The organism is Lacisediminihabitans sp. (assembly GCF_036404185.1).
Classification (GTDB): domain Bacteria; phylum Actinomycetota; class Actinomycetes; order Actinomycetales; family Microbacteriaceae; genus Lacisediminihabitans.
In genome coordinates this window covers 1-18,871 of the sequence record NZ_DASWPB010000055.1, presented here as the reverse complement: position 1 = coordinate 18,871, position 18,871 = coordinate 1, and the positions used below count along the sequence as shown (strand labels likewise).

General features: G+C 67.1%; 18 protein-coding genes and 1 pseudogene. 15 read left to right on the top strand and 4 right to left on the bottom strand.

From position 1 onward, the window contains the following. Window positions 1-390 (top strand): zinc-binding dehydrogenase (locus VGC18_RS03055; protein WP_331094099.1); only part of this gene is annotated, 390 nt, incomplete at its 5' end. Between the two features lie 39 nt (window positions 391-429). On the opposite strand, the gene VGC18_RS03050 is transcribed toward VGC18_RS03055, so the two are convergent. After that, window positions 430-1,026 carry a TetR/AcrR family transcriptional regulator gene (locus VGC18_RS03050; protein WP_331094097.1) on the bottom strand — a complete coding sequence of 199 codons (597 nt, stop codon included), beginning with the start codon at window positions 1,024-1,026 and terminating at the stop codon, window positions 430-432. Window positions 1,027-1,164: 138 nt separating this feature from the next. Here VGC18_RS03050 and VGC18_RS03045 point away from each other — a divergent pair, with 138 nt between their 5' ends. After that, complete coding sequence (locus VGC18_RS03045; protein WP_331094095.1) at window positions 1,165-3,657, top strand: MMPL family transporter; 2,493 nt, start codon at window positions 1,165-1,167, stop codon at window positions 3,655-3,657. Here the strand turns inward: VGC18_RS03045 and VGC18_RS03040 are convergent. Next, window positions 3,603-4,007, bottom strand: a pseudogene (locus VGC18_RS03040) (integrase core domain-containing protein); the annotation flags it as partial. The gene VGC18_RS03045 and the pseudogene VGC18_RS03040 sit on opposite strands and share 55 nt — an antisense overlap. Window positions 4,008-4,577: 570 nt before the next feature. Between VGC18_RS03040 and VGC18_RS03035 the strand changes: the two are divergent. The 10 genes from VGC18_RS03035 to VGC18_RS02990 all read left to right on the top strand — a co-directional run bounded on the left by VGC18_RS03035 (window position 4,578) and on the right by VGC18_RS02990 (window position 15,055). Continuing rightward, the gene (locus VGC18_RS03035; RefSeq protein ID WP_331094093.1) at window positions 4,578-6,056 is read left to right on the top strand and encodes a M20/M25/M40 family metallo-hydrolase; all 1,479 of its coding nucleotides are present in this window, start codon (window positions 4,578-4,580) and stop codon (window positions 6,054-6,056) included. Further along, complete coding sequence (locus tag VGC18_RS03030) at window positions 6,053-7,282, top strand: M20 family metallopeptidase (RefSeq protein ID WP_331094092.1); 1,230 nt, start codon at window positions 6,053-6,055, stop codon at window positions 7,280-7,282. The genes VGC18_RS03035 and VGC18_RS03030 overlap by 4 nt, the downstream gene beginning before the upstream one ends. Next, a complete protein-coding gene (locus VGC18_RS03025) occupies window positions 7,282-8,361 on the top strand; it encodes a glutamate cyclase domain-containing protein (protein ID WP_331094090.1) in 1,080 nt (359 codons plus the stop codon). The genes VGC18_RS03030 and VGC18_RS03025 overlap by 1 nt, the downstream gene beginning before the upstream one ends. 34 nt (window positions 8,362-8,395) lie before the next feature. Further along, complete coding sequence (locus tag VGC18_RS03020; RefSeq protein WP_331094088.1) at window positions 8,396-8,782, top strand: RidA family protein; 387 nt, start codon at window positions 8,396-8,398, stop codon at window positions 8,780-8,782. Between the two features lie 281 nt (window positions 8,783-9,063). Further along, window positions 9,064-10,653: an ABC transporter substrate-binding protein gene (locus tag VGC18_RS03015; RefSeq protein WP_331094086.1), complete on the top strand. Its 1,590-nt coding sequence runs from the start codon at window positions 9,064-9,066 to the stop codon at window positions 10,651-10,653. A gap of 73 nt (window positions 10,654-10,726) precedes the next feature. Further along, window positions 10,727-11,701: an ABC transporter permease gene (locus VGC18_RS03010; RefSeq protein WP_331094084.1), complete on the top strand. Its 975-nt coding sequence runs from the start codon at window positions 10,727-10,729 to the stop codon at window positions 11,699-11,701. After that, window positions 11,694-12,539 (top strand): ABC transporter permease, encoded by an 846-nt coding sequence (locus tag VGC18_RS03005; protein ID WP_331094082.1) that lies wholly within the window; start codon window positions 11,694-11,696, stop codon window positions 12,537-12,539. The genes VGC18_RS03010 and VGC18_RS03005 overlap by 8 nt, the downstream gene beginning before the upstream one ends. Continuing rightward, window positions 12,536-13,381 carry an ABC transporter ATP-binding protein gene (locus VGC18_RS03000; RefSeq protein WP_331094081.1) on the top strand — a complete coding sequence of 282 codons (846 nt, stop codon included), beginning with the start codon at window positions 12,536-12,538 and terminating at the stop codon, window positions 13,379-13,381. Before VGC18_RS03005 ends, VGC18_RS03000 begins: the two co-directional genes overlap by 4 nt. Continuing rightward, entirely contained in the window at window positions 13,378-14,184 is an 807-nt protein-coding gene (locus VGC18_RS02995; protein ID WP_331094079.1) for an ABC transporter ATP-binding protein, read from the top strand. The genes VGC18_RS03000 and VGC18_RS02995 overlap by 4 nt, the downstream gene beginning before the upstream one ends. 106 nt (window positions 14,185-14,290) lie before the next feature. Further along, complete coding sequence (locus tag VGC18_RS02990; protein ID WP_331094077.1) at window positions 14,291-15,055, top strand: GntR family transcriptional regulator; 765 nt, start codon at window positions 14,291-14,293, stop codon at window positions 15,053-15,055. A 29-nt stretch (window positions 15,056-15,084) separates the two neighbouring features. Here the strand turns inward: VGC18_RS02990 and VGC18_RS02985 are convergent, their stop codons facing one another. Next, window positions 15,085-15,657, bottom strand: a complete 573-nt coding sequence (locus tag VGC18_RS02985; RefSeq protein ID WP_331094074.1) for a TetR family transcriptional regulator — start codon at window positions 15,655-15,657, stop codon at window positions 15,085-15,087. 122 nt (window positions 15,658-15,779) lie between these two features. On the opposite strand from VGC18_RS02985, the gene VGC18_RS02980 reads away from it, so the two are divergent. Further along, complete coding sequence (locus VGC18_RS02980) at window positions 15,780-16,676, top strand: SDR family oxidoreductase (protein WP_331094072.1); 897 nt, start codon at window positions 15,780-15,782, stop codon at window positions 16,674-16,676. On the opposite strand, the gene VGC18_RS02975 is transcribed toward VGC18_RS02980, so the two are convergent. Beyond that, window positions 16,666-17,235: a hypothetical protein gene (locus VGC18_RS02975; RefSeq protein WP_331094070.1), complete on the bottom strand. Its 570-nt coding sequence runs from the start codon at window positions 17,233-17,235 to the stop codon at window positions 16,666-16,668. The two genes, VGC18_RS02980 and VGC18_RS02975, sit on opposite strands and share 11 nt — an antisense overlap. A 135-nt stretch (window positions 17,236-17,370) precedes the next feature. Here VGC18_RS02975 and VGC18_RS02970 point away from each other — a divergent pair, with 135 nt between their 5' ends. Together VGC18_RS02970 and VGC18_RS02965 are read left to right on the top strand one after the other, a co-directional pair. Then, entirely contained in the window at window positions 17,371-17,724 is a 354-nt protein-coding gene (locus tag VGC18_RS02970; RefSeq protein ID WP_331094068.1) for a PadR family transcriptional regulator, read from the top strand. After that, window positions 17,721-18,871, top strand: a 1,151-nt coding sequence (locus VGC18_RS02965; RefSeq protein ID WP_331094066.1) for a permease prefix domain 1-containing protein, incomplete at its 3' end; no start/stop codon positions are given. The genes VGC18_RS02970 and VGC18_RS02965, both read left to right, overlap by 4 nt.

The following is an 18,871-nucleotide window of genomic DNA, read 5'->3' as shown; positions in this document are numbered from 1 at the left end:
GACCGCGCCGGTGACGGAGACTCGGTCGAGCCGAGCTCCTACGACGTGATCGTCGACATCGTCGGCGGCGCGGACGTTCCCGCGTTCATCGACAGACTCGCGCCGAACGGGCGCATGGTCGTCGTCGGCGCGGTCGCCGGGCTGCCTCCCGCGGACTTCGGGATGCGACTCGTCCGCGCCTTCCAGCAGTCCCGGTCGTTCGCCACCTTCAGCCTCGACACCGTGCCGGTGGCAGCGCGGGGCGCCGTCCGGGCCGAGCAATTCGCCGCGGCGACCCGTGGCGAGCTGCATGCCGTCGTGCACGAGGTCCTGCCCCTGGACGCCGCCGCCTATGCGCATCGCCTGATGGATGCCGGGGCGGTGTTCGGGCGGATCGTTCTCGTGCCTTAGGGCCGGGAACGTCGGTGCTCGGACCACGGACGCGGTCTGCTATTCGAACCGAAGGAATCGGGTGATGAGAAGGTCGAACAGTTCTTCCCGCGACTCGTCCTCGGGGTCGTCCAGCGCCGCCAGGCGATAGAGGATGGACCCGAACAGCAGCTGGGTGAGCGTGTGGGCGGACAGCTCTCGCGGGCGATCCTCCTCGACTCCCGTGGCATCGGCCCACTCCGTCAATGCCGCCTCGATCGGGTCGCCGAGGTGCGCTCTGAGCTGTTGGGCGATCGCGGGATCCTCATACGTCGCCGCCACGAGACCACGCAGCAGCGGGGCGTTCTCGTCGATGTAGGCGAGGACGTCACGAAACCACGCGGTGGCGCCGAGCCGGATGCTCTCCGTCGAGCTGACCACGACCGCCGTCGGGATGACCTCGCCGGCCAGGACGCATTCGGCGAGGATCGCGTTCTTGGACTGCCACCAGCGATAGATGGTCGGTTTGCCCACCTTGGCCCGTGCCGCGATCTTCTCGATCGTGAGACGGGGATATCCCTCTTCGGCGACAAGGTCGCGGGTCGCCCGAAGGACGGCCTCTCTCGCCTGCTCGCTTCGTCCGCGCCCTCGAGTCGCCACCGTCCCAGAGTAGCTCACAGGCAAATCCCAAATAACGTTACGTACCGTTTTGATAGGGTAATGGACGACGACGAGGTCCGCAGGCAGTCGGACCCTTCCTTCTTTTTCGACGTCATCGCGGTCCCGGACACCGTCCGACTCCAGAAAGGCGTCTCCATGGCCAAAATTCTGCAACGACTCGGTCTTGCATCGGCACGACGAGCCTGGCTTGTCATCGTCGTGTGGGCGGTCGTTCTCGGTGGCACGGCGACGGCATTCCTCGTCGTCGGCGGTTCCCTGTCGACCACGTTCGGCATCCCGGGGACTCCGGCCCAGCACGTCGCCGACCAGTTGCAGAAATCGCTGCCTGACGCGGACCACGCGACCGGTCAGGCCGTCTTCACCACGACGGACGGGGACGGTTTCACGGCCGCGGAGAAGACGGCCATCGCGAAAGCGTTGAAGGCGGCGACCACGGCGCCGGGCGTGAAGGCCACGATCGACCCGTTCCAGTCCGAGGCGACCCGCAGCGCCCAGACGGCGAAGCTCACCGACGCGGCCGCGCAGCTGACGGCCGCGTCCACCCAGCTCGAGACGAGTCAGGCGGCCCTCGACGCCGCGGCGGCCCAACTGCAGGCCGCGGGGGCCCAGGCGCCAGTCGGTGCGGCGGCCCAGCTCGCGCAGCAGCAGGCGGCGCTGACCGAGGCGAAGAAGGACATCGCCTCGAACCAGGCCCAGCTGGCCGACTCCGAACGGCTGCTGAAGGCCGCGGCGAAGATTCGAACGGTCTCGAGCGACGGGTCCACCGCCGTCGCGACCATCGTCTTCGACCGCTCCACCGCGGACGTCACCCCCGACGACAAGTCGGCCGCGGTCGCCGCCGTCAACAAGGCCTCCCTTCCCGGCGTCGACGTCAACTACTCCTCCGATCTCACCGCGCTGACGATCGGGGTCAGCCCCAGCGAGGTGATCGGCTTCGTCATCGCCGGCGTCGTGCTGTTCATCATGCTCGGTTCGCTGGTCGCCGCCGGCCTGCCGCTGCTCAGCTCGCTCGTCGGCGTCGCGGTGGGAGCGGTCGGCGTGCTGTCCTTCTCCGGCGTGGTCCAGATGTCCACGGCGACCGCCTCCCTCGGCCTCATGCTCGGTCTCGCCGTCGGGATCGACTACTCGCTGTTCATCCTCAACCGGCATCGGCGTCAGCTCCTCGACGGCGTGCCCTTGCGGGAGTCGATCGGCCTGGCGAACGGGACCTCCGGCAACGCGGTGCTGTTCGCCGGCTCGACGGTGATCGTCGCGCTGGCGGCCCTCAACGTCACCGGCATCGGATTCCTCGGCCTCATGGGAACGGCCGGCGCGGTCTGCGTCGCGGTCGCGGTGCTCGTCGCGCTCACCTTCACCCCCGCGCTCATGTCGCTCGTGGGGTATCGGGTGCTGTCCAAGAAGGAACGGGCCGCGCTGGCGCGTCCGTCCGATGCCGCCGCGCCGATCGGATCGAGGAGAACGAGGCCGTCCAGGGAGGGGAGCCTCGCCACGCGTCATCCGATCCTGGCGCTGGTGGCCGGCGTCATCGTCCTGCTGATCGTCGCCGTCCCCGCCCTGTCCATGCGTCTCGGCCTGCCCGATGGCAAGTCCGCCCCGACCGGATCGACGGAGTACAAGGCGTACACGCAGATCGACAAGGCATTCGGTGCCGGGATGAACGGGGCGATCACCGTCGTCGCGAACCTTCCGAAGGTCGCCGACAGCGCCGCCCTGACGCATCTGGAGGCACAGACGGCGGAGAGGCTGCTCGATGTCGCGAATGTCGTGGCCGTCGCCCCCAGCGCCACCTCCTCCGACAACCGGACCGTCGTCTTCCAGGTCATCCCCAGGCAGGGACCGTCCGCGGTGAGCACGGAGAACGTGGTGACGGACGTGCGCGACCTCTCGCCAGCGCTCGACAGGAGTCTCGGTGTCACGCTCGGCGTCACCGGCCTGACCGCGATCAACATCGATGTCGCGGCAAAACTCGCGGGGGCGCTTCCTCTCTACCTGGTCATCGTGCTCGGACTCTCGATCCTGCTGATGATCCTGGTGTTCCGCTCGATCGCCGTGCCGCTCGTGGCGACGGCCGGGTTCCTGCTGACCGTGCTCGCAACGCTCGGCGGAGTGGTTGCGGTGTACCAGTGGGGCTGGCTCGGCTTCGTCTTCGGGGTACACGACCCCGGCCCCATCCTGAGCTTCCTGCCGACCCTGCTGATCGGCATCGTCTTCGGCCTCGCGATGGACTACCAGCTGTTCATCACCTCGGGGATGCGCGAAGCGCACGTGCACGGACGCGAGGCGAGGAAGGCGGTCGTCGAGGGCCTCCACTCGGCCCGCCCCGTGGTGATCGCGGCCGGGATCATCATGATCACCGTGTTCAGCAGCTTCATCTTCGGTGACATCGTCGAGGCGCGTGTCATCGGCTTCGGCCTGGCCATCGGCGTCCTCTTCGACGCGTTCATCGTGCGCCTGCTGCTCGTGCCGGCGGCGTTGACGCTCATCGCAGAGAAGGCCTGGTGGCTTCCCCGTTGGCTCGACAGGATCATGCCGAACGTCGACGTCGAAGGTGCGCAGCTCGATCGCACCGCGGGTCACATCGAAGACGTGGCGGCTCCCGACGTGCTGCAGGCCGCCGGCCAGGTGTAGTTCCTGGGGAGGTTGTGAACGCGTTCGATGGGTGATTTGCCTTCGATGCCGGTGTGGGGTCTGTGGTGGCTGTAGTCATGGATCCAGGCTTGGTAGGTGGCGGCTCGGGCTTCGTCGGAGAGGTATGTTTCGGCGTATGCCCATTCTTCGGCCAGGGTGCGGTTGAATCGCTCGAATTTGCCGTTGGTTTGTGGCCGGCAAGGTCGCGTGAATTTATGGGCGATCGACTCGCCGAGAGCGTCGCGGAAAGCGGCTAACCGGTAGCAAGAACCGTTGTCTGTCAGGACGCGTTCAACGATGATGCCGCGGTCGTTGAAGAACGCGTTCGCGCATATGCAGAACCCGGCCGCAGCGACATTCGCGGGCGCGAGCTCAGTTGAAGCTCGCGCTGGAGGAGAGCGGCGACATCCGCCGGGACCAGGGCAACTGACCCCCGCGCGATCTCGGCGGGTGAGTGACGGCTGTGATCTCCGGAACGACGGTCGACGCCGTTGTATAGGTCGGTCCTATGGAACCTTTGGCCCCGGGGATGCGTCAGACCGGTGCGTTCATGGGGCACCTGCCTGGGGCATCGGTGGCGAAGGCGACTCCTGCTTCTGATGCTTGTCGGAGTCGGTCTGCTGATCTGGGCCTTCGTCGTGGCCAAGAATCGTGAAATACGACAGCGTCAGCAGCGTCCCGCCCCGTTTCGCCGGAACCTGTCAGACGGCTTCATCGCCGTCTTTGTCGTCTGTGTCGCCAGGTTCGTGGGCATCGGAGCGGCGAGGCCGCTCCGATGGCCTTTGTAAACAGTGTGTGTCAACCTGCTCGAAAGCTGGATTCTGCATTTTCGCTCTATCTATAGTTATAGACATGATGCGGGCCACCGCTCACGTCGGAGAATCGGCGATGGGAGTGGCTCTGAGATGAGTGGAGTTGCAGTGGGTGTCCTAGAGCCAGAGACCGAGAAGCGTGTCGAGCAGTACATCGACGAGCACCTGCCGGAGACCCTGGCGGAGCTCAGCCAGTACATCAGCATTCCGAGCGTCAGTGTCGGAGACGGAAGCGGAATGGCGGCGGCGGCGGAGTTCCTCGCGGAGCGCTACCGTGAGTTCGGTTGCCAGGAGGTGGAGATCGTCGAGACCTCGACCTATCCCGGGGTGTGGGCGTACTACGACGCCGGAGCGCCCGTGACGATCCTCAACTACAACATGTACGACGTCCGCTCCGTGGGCGACAGCTCGGCCTGGCAGCACGAGCCCTTCGAGCCATCCGTCGAGAGCCGGGGAGACATCCCTCGGGTCATCTACGGGCGGGGAGCCCATGTGCCCAAGGGCCCCGACACCGCCTGGATGGCCGGTCTGCGTGCGCTGAAGGCGACGACGGGAACGCTGCCTGTCAATATCGCGTTCCTTGCCGAGGGCGACGAGATTCTCGGCTCCATTTCGTATACCGAGCTCATAGAGCGCTACCGCGACCGGCTCTCGAAGATCGACGGTCTCATCTACCTGCGGGCGGGGGAGGATGCGAATCACACCGTCCCGGTCCGGCTCGGCTACAAGTCGTTCATCACCATCGAGCTCACCGCCTCGGGGAAGACCTGGGGCCGAGGTCCGGTTACCGCGGCCCACAGCGCGCTGCGCACCATCGTCGAGAGCCCGTCGCTGCGCCTCGTGCAGGCGATCGACTCGCTCTACACCGCCGACGGGGAGATCGCCGTTGAGCCGTGGTTGCCCCACCTCGGCGCGCCGACCGTACCGGATGCCGACCGTCCGTTGATGGACGAGCTGCTTTCGCGCTTCGAGGGCCAGAGCTGGGACGAAGTGATCCCCGCTCTCGGGGGAACCGGCACGACACACTATGCGGGCGATCTGACCGGTCCAGCGGTGCTTGAGAAATACATCTACGGCTCGGCACTCAACATCCAGGGTTATCACTCCGGCTACGTCGGCCCGGGAAGCAGGACCTTCACCATTCCCGAGAAGGCGACCGTGCGACTCGATGCCCGGCTCAACACCACCGCCGACCCCCAGGTCTTCATCGACGGCCTGCGCGCGCACCTGGACGACAAGGGTTTCGGGGATGTGACCATCGACGTCCTGAGCGCCTACCCCGCTTCGCGGACCGATGTCGACTCCTCACTCATGCGGACCTTCCTCGACCTGCTCCGCCAGTGGGGAACGGACCCCGTGGTCTGGCCGGCGCAGGCGTACGGCGGCCCCTGGTCCTTTCTCGCTCAGGACTTCGGTATGCCGCTCGTCTTCGGCGCGGGCATCGGCTTTGGCGGCGGGGTCGGGCTTCCCGACGAATACTTCGTCATCGACGGTGCAGGCAAGGTCAACGGCCTGCCGGAGCTCGCGCGCTTTGCCGCCGAGTTCGTCACCGCGTTCGCCGCGGCGCGCGAGGCCGACCCGGCATGACACGGCTTCCGGGTGGGCGCGAGGCGGTTTCGGCCGCGATCGAAGCGTTGCGGGGGCGTGCCGCGACGATCAGTCGAGAGATCCACGCTCACCCGGAACTTCCCTTTCGGGAAGAGCGCGCCAGCGCCCTTCTGAGCTCATGGCTCGAAGACGAGGGCTTCACCGTCGAGTCCGGTGTCGCGGATATGCCGACCGCGTTCGTCGGCCGATGGGGGAGCGGTTCTCCGCGCATCGCCGTCATGGCGGAGTACGACGCACTGCCCGGTCTCGGGCATGGATGCGGGCATAATCTCATCGCCGCCGGCGGGGTTCTCGCCGCTGCGGCTCTCCGCCGGGCCATGGCTGGATCCGGTGCGGCCGGGACTCTCGAGGTCATCGGCACCCCCGCTGAGGAGGGCGGCGGCGGAAAGATCCTCGAGCTGAACGCCGGCGTCTTCGACGGGATCGATGGCGCCCTGATGTTCCATCCCGCGGATCGCACGATCCTCGACCGCCGCATGCTCGCCTGCGTGCACCTCAGGATCACGTTCCGCGGCGTCGCGGCCCATGCCGCCAAGAATCCCGATCTGGGTAAGAACGCGCTGGCCGCCATGGTGCTCTTTTTCACCGGAGTGGATGCGTTGCGTCAACACGTCAACGACGGAGCGCGGATGCACGGGATCATCACCGACGGCGGTTCGGCCGTGAACGTGGTCCCCGACCGTTCCGAAGCTGACTTCATGGTGCGTCACCTCACTCTCGCGGAGGTGGCCGTTCTGCGGGACCGCGTGACGGCTGTGGCCAGGGGCGCGGCGCTGATGACCGGAACCGAGGTCACAGTCGAGGAGACGGCACCTCCGTACGCGCATCTCGAGAGCAATGGACCGATGGTCGACAGGCTCGATCTGATCATGAAGGAGCTGGGGCTCTCCGTCGAGGAAGCGGCGCCCGATGACAGAACGGGCAGCACGGATGCCGGCAATGTGAGCCTCGCGCTGCCAACGGTTCACCCCTTCATGCAGGTGGCCCCTCGGGGCACCCCGAGTCATTCGGTCGCCTTTCGCGAGGCCGCGGAATCCGATGAGGCGCAGGACGCGATGGTGGACATGGCAACCGCGCTCGCGCTGCTCGGATGGGATCTGTTCGACGACTCGGAACTGCTCGCCTCCGCAAGCTCTCATTGGCGCTCGGCGGCCGCGAGACGACACGCAGACCAGACAACGAGTGAGGAAAGGAAGGCCTTCTGATGAAGTTGGAGCGCACCGCTTCGCAACGCGTGCTTGACCTGAGCATCGGCGAGAACCTGGATCGGCTCATCACCGTCGACACCCGCGGCGACGGCATCGCACGCATCATCTACGACGCGGCCCGGGCGATCGAGGACGGCCCATTGACCGCCGCGGCTGCAGAGTGCATCGTCACCGCGGTCGACCCGGGCGACACGGTGCTGATCCTCACGGGCTTCCTCATCCCGCCGAGCAACGTGCCGGAGACCGATGGGCCGATCGGGGCCGCCGTGCTGGCGCGCGCGATAATCAGAGGCCTGGGTGGCGTGCCCGTGTTCGTCGGGGAGCCCGAGCTGGAGCCAGTGCTGCGTGCCGCGGTCGCGGCAGCCGGCCTGAGACTCGTCGACTCTCTCGATCGCGCGAGGTCCTGGTCGAATAGCGTGGCGTTCGTACCGTTCGCGCGCGACGAGGCCGATCCGGAAGGACTGGCGGCGCGGCTTCGCGACGAGCTTTCTCCCGTGCTGGCGATCGCCACCGAACGACCGGGTGCGAACCCCGCGGGACAGTATCACTTCGCCGGCGGCCTCAATGTGTCATCCTCCATCGCACCGTTGGATGGCCTGTTCGCTCGACTGGTCGCCGACGGGATTCCGACCGTCGCGATCGGGGACTTCGGCAATGAGCTCGGCATGGGAGCCATTGCGGCGGTGGTCAAGAGCGAGACCCCGGCCGGCGGCAACTGCAACTGCGGCTGCGGCGGCGGGACAGCCAACGAGGTTCCGGCCTCGGTGACACTCGCCTGCAGCGTGAGTGATTGGGGTGCGTACGCCGTCTCGGCCGCTCTGGCGCACCTCACCGGTGAGCCGACCGCATTCGTCGATCGGCAGACCTACGTGCGGATCGCCGAGGCGGCCTGTCAGGCGGGTGCCATCGACGGGACGTCGCGGCTCGCCGTGCCGGCGATCGACGGTGTCCCCGCGTCGTACCACGAGCGACTCGTCGAGCAACTGGCCGAGGTCGTCGCTCTGCTCGAACGACCTTATCTCGACAATGCGGGTCGCGCCTTCCGCGCCTCCCGCCTGTTCCCCGCCGGCCGATAGTCGACGGCAATGAAGGTTAGGAAAGGAAGAACTGATGACTGACTTCGAACCGGTGTTCATTCCGGGGCGCCCCCTGCCGAAGAACGCGCTCACCCCTGCCATACGTGCCGGAGACATTGTGTTCGTCTCAGGACAGGTCGGGATCGACGCGGCGACTGGGGCGATCGCCGAGGGCGACATCGCCGCGCAGACCAGGACGACCCTGGCGAATCTTCGCTCCGTGCTCGAGGCCGCCGACCTCGACCTCTCTGATGTGGCGAAGACGACCGTCTTCCTGACCCGGGCGGAGGATATCGGAGCCATGGACGCCGGCTATCGCGAGGTCTTCGGATCGTCCTTCCCCGCCCGATCCGCGGTGGTGATCTCGGCGCTTGCGCGACCGGCATTGCTCGTCGAGATCGAGGCAATCGCCATTCGCTGAGCCGGAGCGGGGACGGGGCATCGCCTCCGTGAGGCCGGTGGGCTCCCTGTCCTCTTATCGAGGCGCAACCTGCACATCAAGCTTCACACCGACGAAATCCGCCCGAAATACTGGCCAATTATCTTATATCTAGATATAGATACCGTCGATGCCGGATGCGCGCCCCACCCGGTTGATCGACGTCCATCCCACCGTTCTAAGACAGGAGTGTTCACATGCTCACAGGAAGCACGTCTTCCGCCGAGGGCCGCGCTCGGCGTGCCGGCGGAAGACTGAGGTCGGTGCTGCGGTCCGTCTCGGTACTCGCGGTCGCCGCAGTGCTCGTCACCGGCTGCACCGCTAATTCCGGCCAGGGCAAGTCGGGCGAGGCGACAATGAGCCCCGCGAAGGGCGGCAGCATGGTCGTCGCCATCAGCAGCGAGCCGCCGTCGCTCAACCCGATGACGAGCCAGGTGCTGCCGACCTGGTACGTGTCCAATCAGATCTTGGACACACTTGTGAAGTACGACTCGAAGTTCAAGCCGCAGCCGTGGCTTGCTAAGTCCTGGGACATCTCCTCCGACGGCAAGACCTACACCTTTCACCTCCGTGATGGCGTGAAGTGGTCGGACGGCAAACCGTTCAGCGCGGCCGACGTCATCTACACCTTCCAAGAGGCGGGCCCGAAGTACTCCAACACCTACGGCCTGATCATGAGCAAACTCGCCTCTCTGACGAGCAGCGGTGACGAGGTGACGTTCACATTCTCGCAGCCCGTCGGTGCGTTCATGTCGTATCTGGGAGACCCGAACTTCTCGATCCTGCCGAAGCACATCTATGAAGGCACGGATGTCGCGAACAACCCGGCGAACATGAAGCCGGTTGGGACCGGCCCGTTCGAACTCAAGGATTGGGTACAGGGCGACCATTTGACGCTGGTGCGCAATCCGTACTTCTGGGATTCGAGCCTTCCCAAGCTCGACCGGATCGAGTTCAAGGTGGTGACCAATCCGGCCACGGCGATCGCCTCCCTTCAATCGGGAGCGGTGCAGTTCGTCGTGAGCGACATTCCACCGGTGAACGCTAAGGGACTCCAGAACTCGTCCACGGTGAAACTCGCCTCTCCCTCGGTCCTCGCTCGCACCCTGGACGTGTGGTTCAACCTTCGCAAGGCGCCGTTCAACGACCTGAAGGTGCGGCAGGCCGTCAGCCTGGCCGTCGACAGGACCAGGATGGTCGACAACATCGCCTTCGGCACGACCAAGGCGGCGCGGAGTCCTCTGGGCTCGAACTCGCCGTACTTCGACTCGACGCTGCCCGTTCTGAAGCGGAACCTCAGCAAGGCGAACAAGCTGCTCGACGAGGCGGGCTATCCGAAGAAGAGCGATGGCACCCGGTTCAGCTTCAACCTGCGCGTCTCGACCGCCACCGACCAGTTCGTGAAGACGGCCGAGATCGTCAAGGAGAACCTCGCGGATGTCGGCATCGACGTTCAGGTCCAAGCCCAGGAGAACACCACCACGCTCGACGCGGTCTTCAAGAACTGGGACTTCGACGCGGCCATCTACTCCATGCCGCTCGGTCCGGAGCCCTCGCTCCAGCTGCCGGCGTGGTTGGGTCAGGTGGGCATCAACCACGCCTACTACTCGAACGCGGGCGGATACGACAATCCCCAGGTCGATGCCTTGGCCGAGAAGGCGCAAGAGACCGTTGACGTCACGGCCCGCACGAAGATCTACGACCAAGTCCAGAAGCTCATCATGGCCGACCTGCCGATGGTCCCCCTTTGGGAACCGACGTTCATCAGCGGATATCGCAGCACCGTCCAGAACGCGTTCACCGCTCCGGATGACCGCTATCTGAGCTTCGCCACGACCAGCCTGAGCAAGTAACACCCGCGGCGCCCGCTCCGTGCCCCGCGCGGAGCGGGCGCCCTCGTCATCGTCCACCATCGATTGGATTCTCATGCTCCTGCGCGGTGTCCCCGGCTACCTCACGAAGCGGTTGTTCTGGGCGCTCCTCGTGAGCCTCATCGCCATCGTCGTCACGTTCCTCCTGATTCGGCTCGCTCCTGGTGACCCGATCAGCTATCTCGCCGGGGAACAGTCGACGCCGCAATACCAGGACCAACTCAGGGAGCGGCTCGGCCTGGACCAGCCGATCTGGACCCAGCTCTGGCTGTACCTCGGCCAGCTCGTTCACGGCGATCTCGGGTATTCCTTCGCCTATTCCCAGCCGGTCGGTTCGCTGATCGCCTCCCGCACGCTCCCAACGCTGCTGCTCATGGGACCGACGCTGGTGATCGCGGTGGGGGTGGGGATCTGGGCGGGAACCTGGGCGGGAGTCAGACGGCGGTCGCCGCGCTGGCGGGTCGTGAGCATCCTGATCGTCATCGCCTACAGCCTTCCGTCGTTCTGGGTCGGCCAGCTGGTGGTGCTGGGCTTCGGGGTCCAGCTCGGTTGGTTCCCGACGATCGGCATGACGGGCGCGGTAGACGCGACGGGCTGGCAGTACATCGGAGACGTCGCCTGGCACCTCGTGCTTCCGGTCGCCACCCTCGCCGCCGCCGAAGTCGCGTTGATCTCTCGCCTCACGGAGAATGCCATGGCGGAGGCGATGTCCTCGGACTTCGTGACCGCTGCCCGCGGCAAGGGCCTCAGCGAGAAGCGGATCGTCTATCGTCACGGCCTGCGCAACGCGCTATTGCCCGTCGTGACCGTCGTGGGCCTCGAGCTCGGCTGGCTCGTCGCCGGATTCGTCGTCGTCGAGACGGTCTTCAGCTGGCCCGGCATCGGATCCCTGACCTACTCGGCCATCGAATCCCGCGATTTTCCCGTGATCACCGGCCTGTTCATCGTCATCACGATCTCCGTGGTGCTGGCGAACTTCCTCACCGACATCGTCTATCTGCTCATCGACCCGAGGATCCGAGTTGCCTAATCTCACTCTTCGTCGCCGGAGATCCCGCAGGCGCCTTTTCGGCGTCGGCTGGGGTACCGCCGGAATCATCATCTTCGCCGTGATCCTGCTCGCCGCGGTGTTCGCCCCGCTGCTGACGCCGTATCGGCCGTTGGTCGGGGTCGGTCAACCGATCCAGTCGCCGAGCATCGGACATCCTATGGGCACCGACGACCTCGGTCGCGACGTCTTCTCGCAGGTGCTGTTCGGACTGCGCTCGTCGCTGTACATCGGGCTGTTCTCTGCGCTCATCGCTCTCGTCGTCGGAGCGGTCGTCGGTGCCATCTCGGGCTACGCGGGCGGTCGTGTCGACGACGTGTTGATGCGGGTGACCGAGCTCTTCCAGGTCGTCCCTCGTATCTTCCTCGTCATCATCACCGCTTCGCTGTTCGGCCAGGGCGCCACCGTCACGGCCGTCGCAATCGGGCTGACCAGCTGGCCTCAGGGCGCGAGACTGCTCCGCGCGGAGTTCCTCTCGCGTCGCGAGAGCGAATACGTGATGGCGGCCAGAGTGATCGGAGCGTCGTCGTGGCGGATCGTGGGACGCGAACTCCTGCCGAACGCGATCTCACCGCTCGTCGTCTCGACGACGCTCAACATTGCGACCGCTGTGCTGCTGGAGGCCTCGCTCGCCTTCCTCGGCCTCTCCGACCCCAATGTCTCCAGTCTCGGGCGGATGCTTCAGAGCTCGATCGGCTTCATCCAGATCGCCTGGTGGATGAGCGTCTTCCCTGGCATCGTCGTGGCGCTCATCGCTCTGTCGATGAACATGATGGGTGACAGCATCAGCGGCCGGCTCGCGAGGGGGGTGCTCGGATGACCGCCGAAGACGCGCTCAGCATCGAGGGGCTCCGTGTGGAGTACCCGGGCGAGTCCACACACGTCGTCGCGGTGGGCGGTGTCAGCGTCCGGGTCGGGGCGAGCGAACGGGTGGGGCTGGTCGGCGAATCCGGCAGTGGCAAGTCGACCCTGGCGATGGCGGCCATGGGACTGCTGAAGGCGCCGGGACAGGTGACCGCCGGCAGCATTCGCTTCGAAGGGACCGAGCTCGTCGGGCTGACTCCGCGCGAGCTCAACGCAATGCGCGGCTCGCGGATGGCGATGGTCTACCAGGATCCGTTCACCTACCTCAACCCGCTGATCCGGGTGGGGGACCAGGTGGGCGAGACGCTGCAGGTCCATGGCGGCATGCGGCGCCGGGCCGCACGCGCGGTGGTAGCGGCGCTCTTCGACGAGATGGGCCTCCAGCCGGGTGGACAGACGGTGCGCAAGTATCCGCACCAGTTGTCGGGCGGTCAGCGGCAGCGTGTCGTCACCGCCATGGCTCTGATCGCCAATCCCTCCCTCGTCATCGCGGACGAACCGACCACGGCGCTCGACGTGACGGTGCAGGCGCAGATCCTGCGCCTGCTCGCCCGGGAGCTGGACAGCCACGCCAGCGCCCTCCTGCTCATCAGCCACGACCTGGATGTTGTCAGGCTCATCTGCGATCGTGTCTACGTCATGTACCGTGGCTCGATCGTGGAGGAAGGCGAGGTGGCGCAGATCTTCGCGGCGCCGACGCATCCATACACCCGCGCACTGCTGGCATCGAGTCGGCGCGATGACGTGCGCCGGGCCGTCGCCACACGACGCGAAGCATCGGAAGGAGGCACACCGTGAGCGTCCTCGAACTGCGCGATGTGACCAAGACGTACCGAACGGGTTCGGCGCTGTCGCGCCACCGAGGCGATTTCCATGCCCTCGATCGCGTCTCATTCGACGTCGACGACGGTGCGATCGTCGGGTTGGTCGGCGAGTCCGGCTCAGGGAAGAGCACGGCGGCCAGGATCGCGAGTGGTCTCGTCGCCCCGACGGGCGGCGAGGTGAGTCTGCTGGGATCGCGAGTGGATCGTCTGAGCCGGCGCGACCTGCACGACATCCGTGCCGAGCTCGGATTCGTGTTCCAGAACCCGTATGGCTCGCTCAACCCGCGGCGACGTGTCGGTGACGCGATCTCGCTCCCATTTCAGATCCACAGGCCGACGATGTCAGCGCGCGAGCGGCGCACCGCCGTTCTCGATCTGCTCGAACGGGTCGGCCTGGATCCCGCGGAGGAGTTCGCCGCGAAAACCCCGCACGCACTGTCGGGGGGTCAGCGGCAGCGTGTCGCTATCGCCCGCGCCATCGCGTTGCGCCCCCGGCTGTTGATCGCCGACGAGCCCGTGTCCGCCCTCGACGTCACGATCGCCAGCCAGATCCTCACGCTGCTGCTGGACATCCAGAACGAACTCGGTTCGAGCACTCTGTTCATCAGCCATGATCTCGGCCTGGTGCAGCTCATGTGCGATCACGTGGTGGTCATGAGCCGCGGTCGGATCGTGGAACGCGGAGACGCGCGCACCGTGCTGGAACATCCAGAGCACCCCTACACGAGAGAGCTTCTCAATTCCATGCCGTCGCGAATGACCCGTGCAGAGCTATGACGGTAGATTGTCTCCCGAGCGAGGATGCCCGCAGCATGTCCGGTCTCACACTGGTGTTGGCGAACGGGCAGAGTCTGTCGTGACCGAGGTCGGAAAGGACGGATCGATGGCGAACACTTCCCGGGGCGGTCGGGTGCCGGTCAAGAACAGGACCAGGCGCGATCCCGCGTACCTGCGCATCGAGCGCCACCTTCGCGCACTCCTCGACGCCGGCGCAGGGGTCTCGGAGCCGATGCCAAGCGAGGTCGATCTCGCGCGCGAGTTCGAGGTCAGCATCATGACGGTTCGCCAGGCATACACGCGGCTCGTCAACGCCGGGGTCGTCCGGCGGATGCCCTTCCGCGGCACCTGGGCCGTCACCCACATCACCGACGATCTCGGGCAGCAGGGTGGCCGCGCGTACCCGGAGGCCTGGCTCAGCCAGGCGCACGAGGTGCACGCGGAGGTACTGGTCTTCGAGGAGCGGGTGGCGCCCGACAACGTCGCGAACCGGTTCCGGGTCCCCACGGGTACGCGGCTGATCTATCTCGAGCGGCTGCGCAGGGCCAACGGCCAGCCGATCGCCTGGGATGTGCGCTGGCTTCCCCTGAAAGTTCGCGACTCGGTCACGCGGGCCGACTTCGAGGGCGAGGCCGTCTTCCGGATCATGGAGCGCTCCGGCTTCCCGGCCACGATCATGCAGTCGGATGTCACCGCCCGGGCGGCAGACGCCCGACTCGCCGATCTGCTGTCGGTTCCCCTTGGCTCGCCGATCCTGGTCCGCGACTCGACGGCGCTCGACTCGGCGGGGCAGACCGTGCTGGTGAGCTCTTCGCACTATCCGGGTGAGCGATACACCTTCCGCAGCTCGACGGTCGTCATCACCTCGTAGGTTCGGGGTCGTGACGGGTGCCCGTCATGTCACCGCGCGGGAGCCGTCAGGGTCCGCAGCTCGCCCAGGATGTCCCGCTCGATCTCGGCGAGGGAGCGTCGCTCGTCCGCGGCGATCCACTGCCGGAAGGCGACGCCGAACACCGTGACGCCGGACTCGGCGGCGAGCGTGGCCTGGGGCTCCGGGATGCCGCGCTCGCGCAGGGCGACCGCGATGCCCTCGGACAGCCGCGCCATCTTGAGCAGCTCGCGCTCCTGCAGCCCGGGGTTTTCGACGATGATGGTCTGCCGCAGGCGGGAGTAGGCGCGCCGGTCGTCGGGGAAGAACGCCGACGCCGTTTGCAGGGCGTCGGCGACGAGGTCGACCGCGGAGGCTCCGCCCGTCGCCGAGGCCACACCGGTGACGAAGAGCTCCTGGAAGAGGTCCTGCCCGTCGAAGAGCACCTCGCGCTTGTCGGCGAAGTGGCGGAAGAAGGTGCGCTCGGTCAGCCCGACCGACTCGGCGATGTCGGAGGCGGTGGTCTGCTCGAAGCCGCGGTCGGCGAAGAGCTGCAGGGCTGCCGCTCGCAGCCGATCCCGTGCGCCGGGCTCCCATCGGACCATCCCCCCATCCTAGTGATGACAGGGACTGCCGTGGTGGTGTAGTGTGACAGCAGCCGCTGACATCAGTGACTGACATCAATGGGCTCCGCCGGTCGACGGGCCCCTCGAAGGAGATCATTCCCATGCGCGTTTTCATCACCGGGGCTTCCGGCTGGATCGGTTCCGCCACCGTCGACGAGCTGCTCGCCGCCGGCCATCAGGTCACCGGGCTCGCCCGTTCCGAGGCCTCCGCGGCGGCCCTCGAGGCCAAGGGGGCCACCGTGCTGCGCGGCGACCTCGACGACCTCGACAGCCTGCGGGCGGGCTCGACCGACGCCGAGGCGGTCATCCACCTCGCGAACAAGCACGACTGGGCCAACCCTGCCGAGTCGAACCGTGCGGAGCGGGCAGCGGTCCAGACGATCGGCGACACCCTTGCCGGCTCCAACCGTCCGTTCCTCCTCGCCTCCGGGGTGGCCGGTCTCGCCCAGGGGCGTCCGTCCACCGAGAACGATCGCTCGCCCTGGAGCGGCCAGGAGGCCCCGCGCGGAGGCACGGAGAACCTGGCCCTCGACTACCTCGACAGGGGCGTGAAGTCAATCAGCCTGCGATTCGCCCCGACCGTGCACGGAGACGGCGACCACGGGTTCATCTCCGCCATCGTCGCGGCCGCCCGGGCGACGGGAGTCTCCGGATACGTCGGCGAGGGCACCAACGGCTGGGCGGCGGTCCATCGCTCGGATGCGGCGAGGATGATCCGGCTCGGCCTCGAGAAGGCTCCGGCCGGTTCGCTCCTCCACGGCGTGGGAGAAGTCAGCGTGTCGACCAGGGAGATCGCCGAGGCCATCGGCCGGGGACTCGACCTGCCCGTCGTCTCGGTCGCGCCGGAGGATGCGCAGGAGCACTTCGGTTTCATCGGCGCCTTCTTCGCGATGGACCTGTCCTCCTCCAGCGCCATCACCCAGGAGCTGCTGGGCTGGTCGCCGACCGGCCCGACCCTGCTCGAGGACCTCGCGAGCGGTTCGTACTTCAGGGCTTGATCGGCTCGACCGGGTCCGCCGGAGGGCGGATCACCGTGTCGACGACGGTGAGCCGCTGGAGGGCCGTGGACACGGGTCCGACCTTCGGCAGCCCGCATCCGTCTTGCGGGTAGACGACCTGGACCGCCCGGCCGCGCGCATCGATCAGCCATAGCGGCGGCGCGACGATGCCGATAGCACTGCAGGGACCGGGCCACTCCGGGTCATCCGGTTGCGCCAGCGCCTTGAGCAGCGGGTCGAGGTCCCCCTCCAGGCGATCGACGGTGGAGGGTGAGATGACCCCCTGCGGCCCGATGATGCCACCCAGATTGCAGCGATACACCGCCACCGGCACAAAGCCCTCCGGCACCCGCCCCGGTCGTGGCGATGGCGGCGACGTCCCACCGCTCCACGGCTCGTCGGTCGCGAGGCATCCCACCCCGTCGACGATCTGCGCATCCGGACGGTACCGATCCGGACGACTTCCGCCGCACCCGGTCAGCGAGGCGAGGAGCACCGTCGCGAGCACGAGGGTGCCGAGTGCCGCCGCGCCTCGCCGCCGGATGCCCGGTCCGAGCATGTCGTCTCCATCCCGTCTCGCTCACGCTAATCCCGCGACGAGGCGAGTGGCGGCGATCGTGCCCGGATCGTGACAAGCCCCTCGCTTTCTATGCCTAGCGCTGCAATGTATAGTGCTGGAAGGCATGGAGGAGAGATGAACATCGACAAGGACCTGGTGGCGGCCATGGCGACGCCGCTCGTGCTGGCGATCCTCGCGGATGGCCCGAGTTACGGCTACGCGATCCACAAGCGGGTGCGCGAGCTCTCCGGCGGCGAACTCGAGTGGACGGACGGCATGCTGTACCCGCTGCTGCACCGACTGGATCGCCTTGGCTACGTCCGGGCCGACTGGGGCTCGTCACCGGAGGGACGGCGCCGCCGCTACTACGAGATCACCGACGCAGGACGGGCCGAGCTCGCGCAGCAGCGCGAGCAGTGGGAGACCGCAACCCGTACCCTTCGGGGCTCCTGGGGTGCGGTCCGGCTGGCCGGGGCAGCGGGAGCATGACGGTCGACCGGTTGGAGACCGAGATCGCCAGGTGGCGGACGGCAGTGACCCGGAACGCCGCGGTCGACGCCGCCGACGCCGACGAGCTCGAGGGTCATCTCCGCGAACAGGTCGCGGAGCTCGTGGATGCGGGGCTCACCGAGTCGGAGGCGTTCCAGATCGCCATCCAGCGGCTGGGACGGGTGGATCAGCTCACCGCCGAGTTCGCCAGGGAGCATGGCGAGCGTCTGTGGAAGCAGCTGGCCCTCGCGGCGCCCGGGGACGAGGAATCCACGATGCGCGGTCGGCCGGTGCTCGAGATGATCGTGTTCGCGCTGATCGCCGCGGTCGTCGTGCAGGCCGGGCGACTCCTCGCCGGCATCCCGGAGACCACCCCGTCCTGGTTCTTCCGCGACGCGAGCCTGTTCGTGCTGCCCGTGCTCGTCGCCTACTTCGTCTGGCGGAACCGCCCCTCGCGGCGTGCCGTCCTCGCCATCGTCGCGGTGACGGTCGTCCTCGCCGTGATCGTCACCGTCTATCCGTTCGAGCCGAACGGCCAGACGGACGCTCTCGTGGCCATCCATTTTCCGGTGCTGCTCTGGTTCGTGGTCGGCGCCGCCTATCTGGGCGGCTCGCGCGGGTCGGGCAGGCGCATGGAGTTCGTGCGGTTCACGGGCGAGTGGGTCATCTACTGGGTACTGCTCGCCCTCGGTGGCGGGGTGCTCCTGGGGCTGACGACGCTGGTTCTCGCCCCCATCGCGTCCGGCGCGATCGACCAGGTGATGCTGTGGGTCCTCCCCTCAGGAGGCGCCGCCGCGGTCATCGTCGCGGCCTGGCTGGTCGAGGCCAAGAAGAGCGTGATCGAGAACCTCGCGCCCGTTCTGACCGCCGTCTTCACACCGCTGTTCGCCGTGATGCTCGCCGTCGTTGTCGTGGTCTACGCCGTCGCCGGGATCGGCCGGAACTTCGACCGCGACCTGGTGACGGTCTTCGACCTGCTCCTGCTGGTTGTCCTCGGCCTCGTGCTCTACGCGCTGTCCGCGCGGGAGCCGACCAAACCGGCCGGCCCGCTCGACGCCATCAGGCTCGTCGCCGTCGTCGCGGCGCTCGTCGTCGACGTGCTCGTGCTCGTCTCGATGATCGGTCGCGTCGCCGAGTTCGGGTTCAC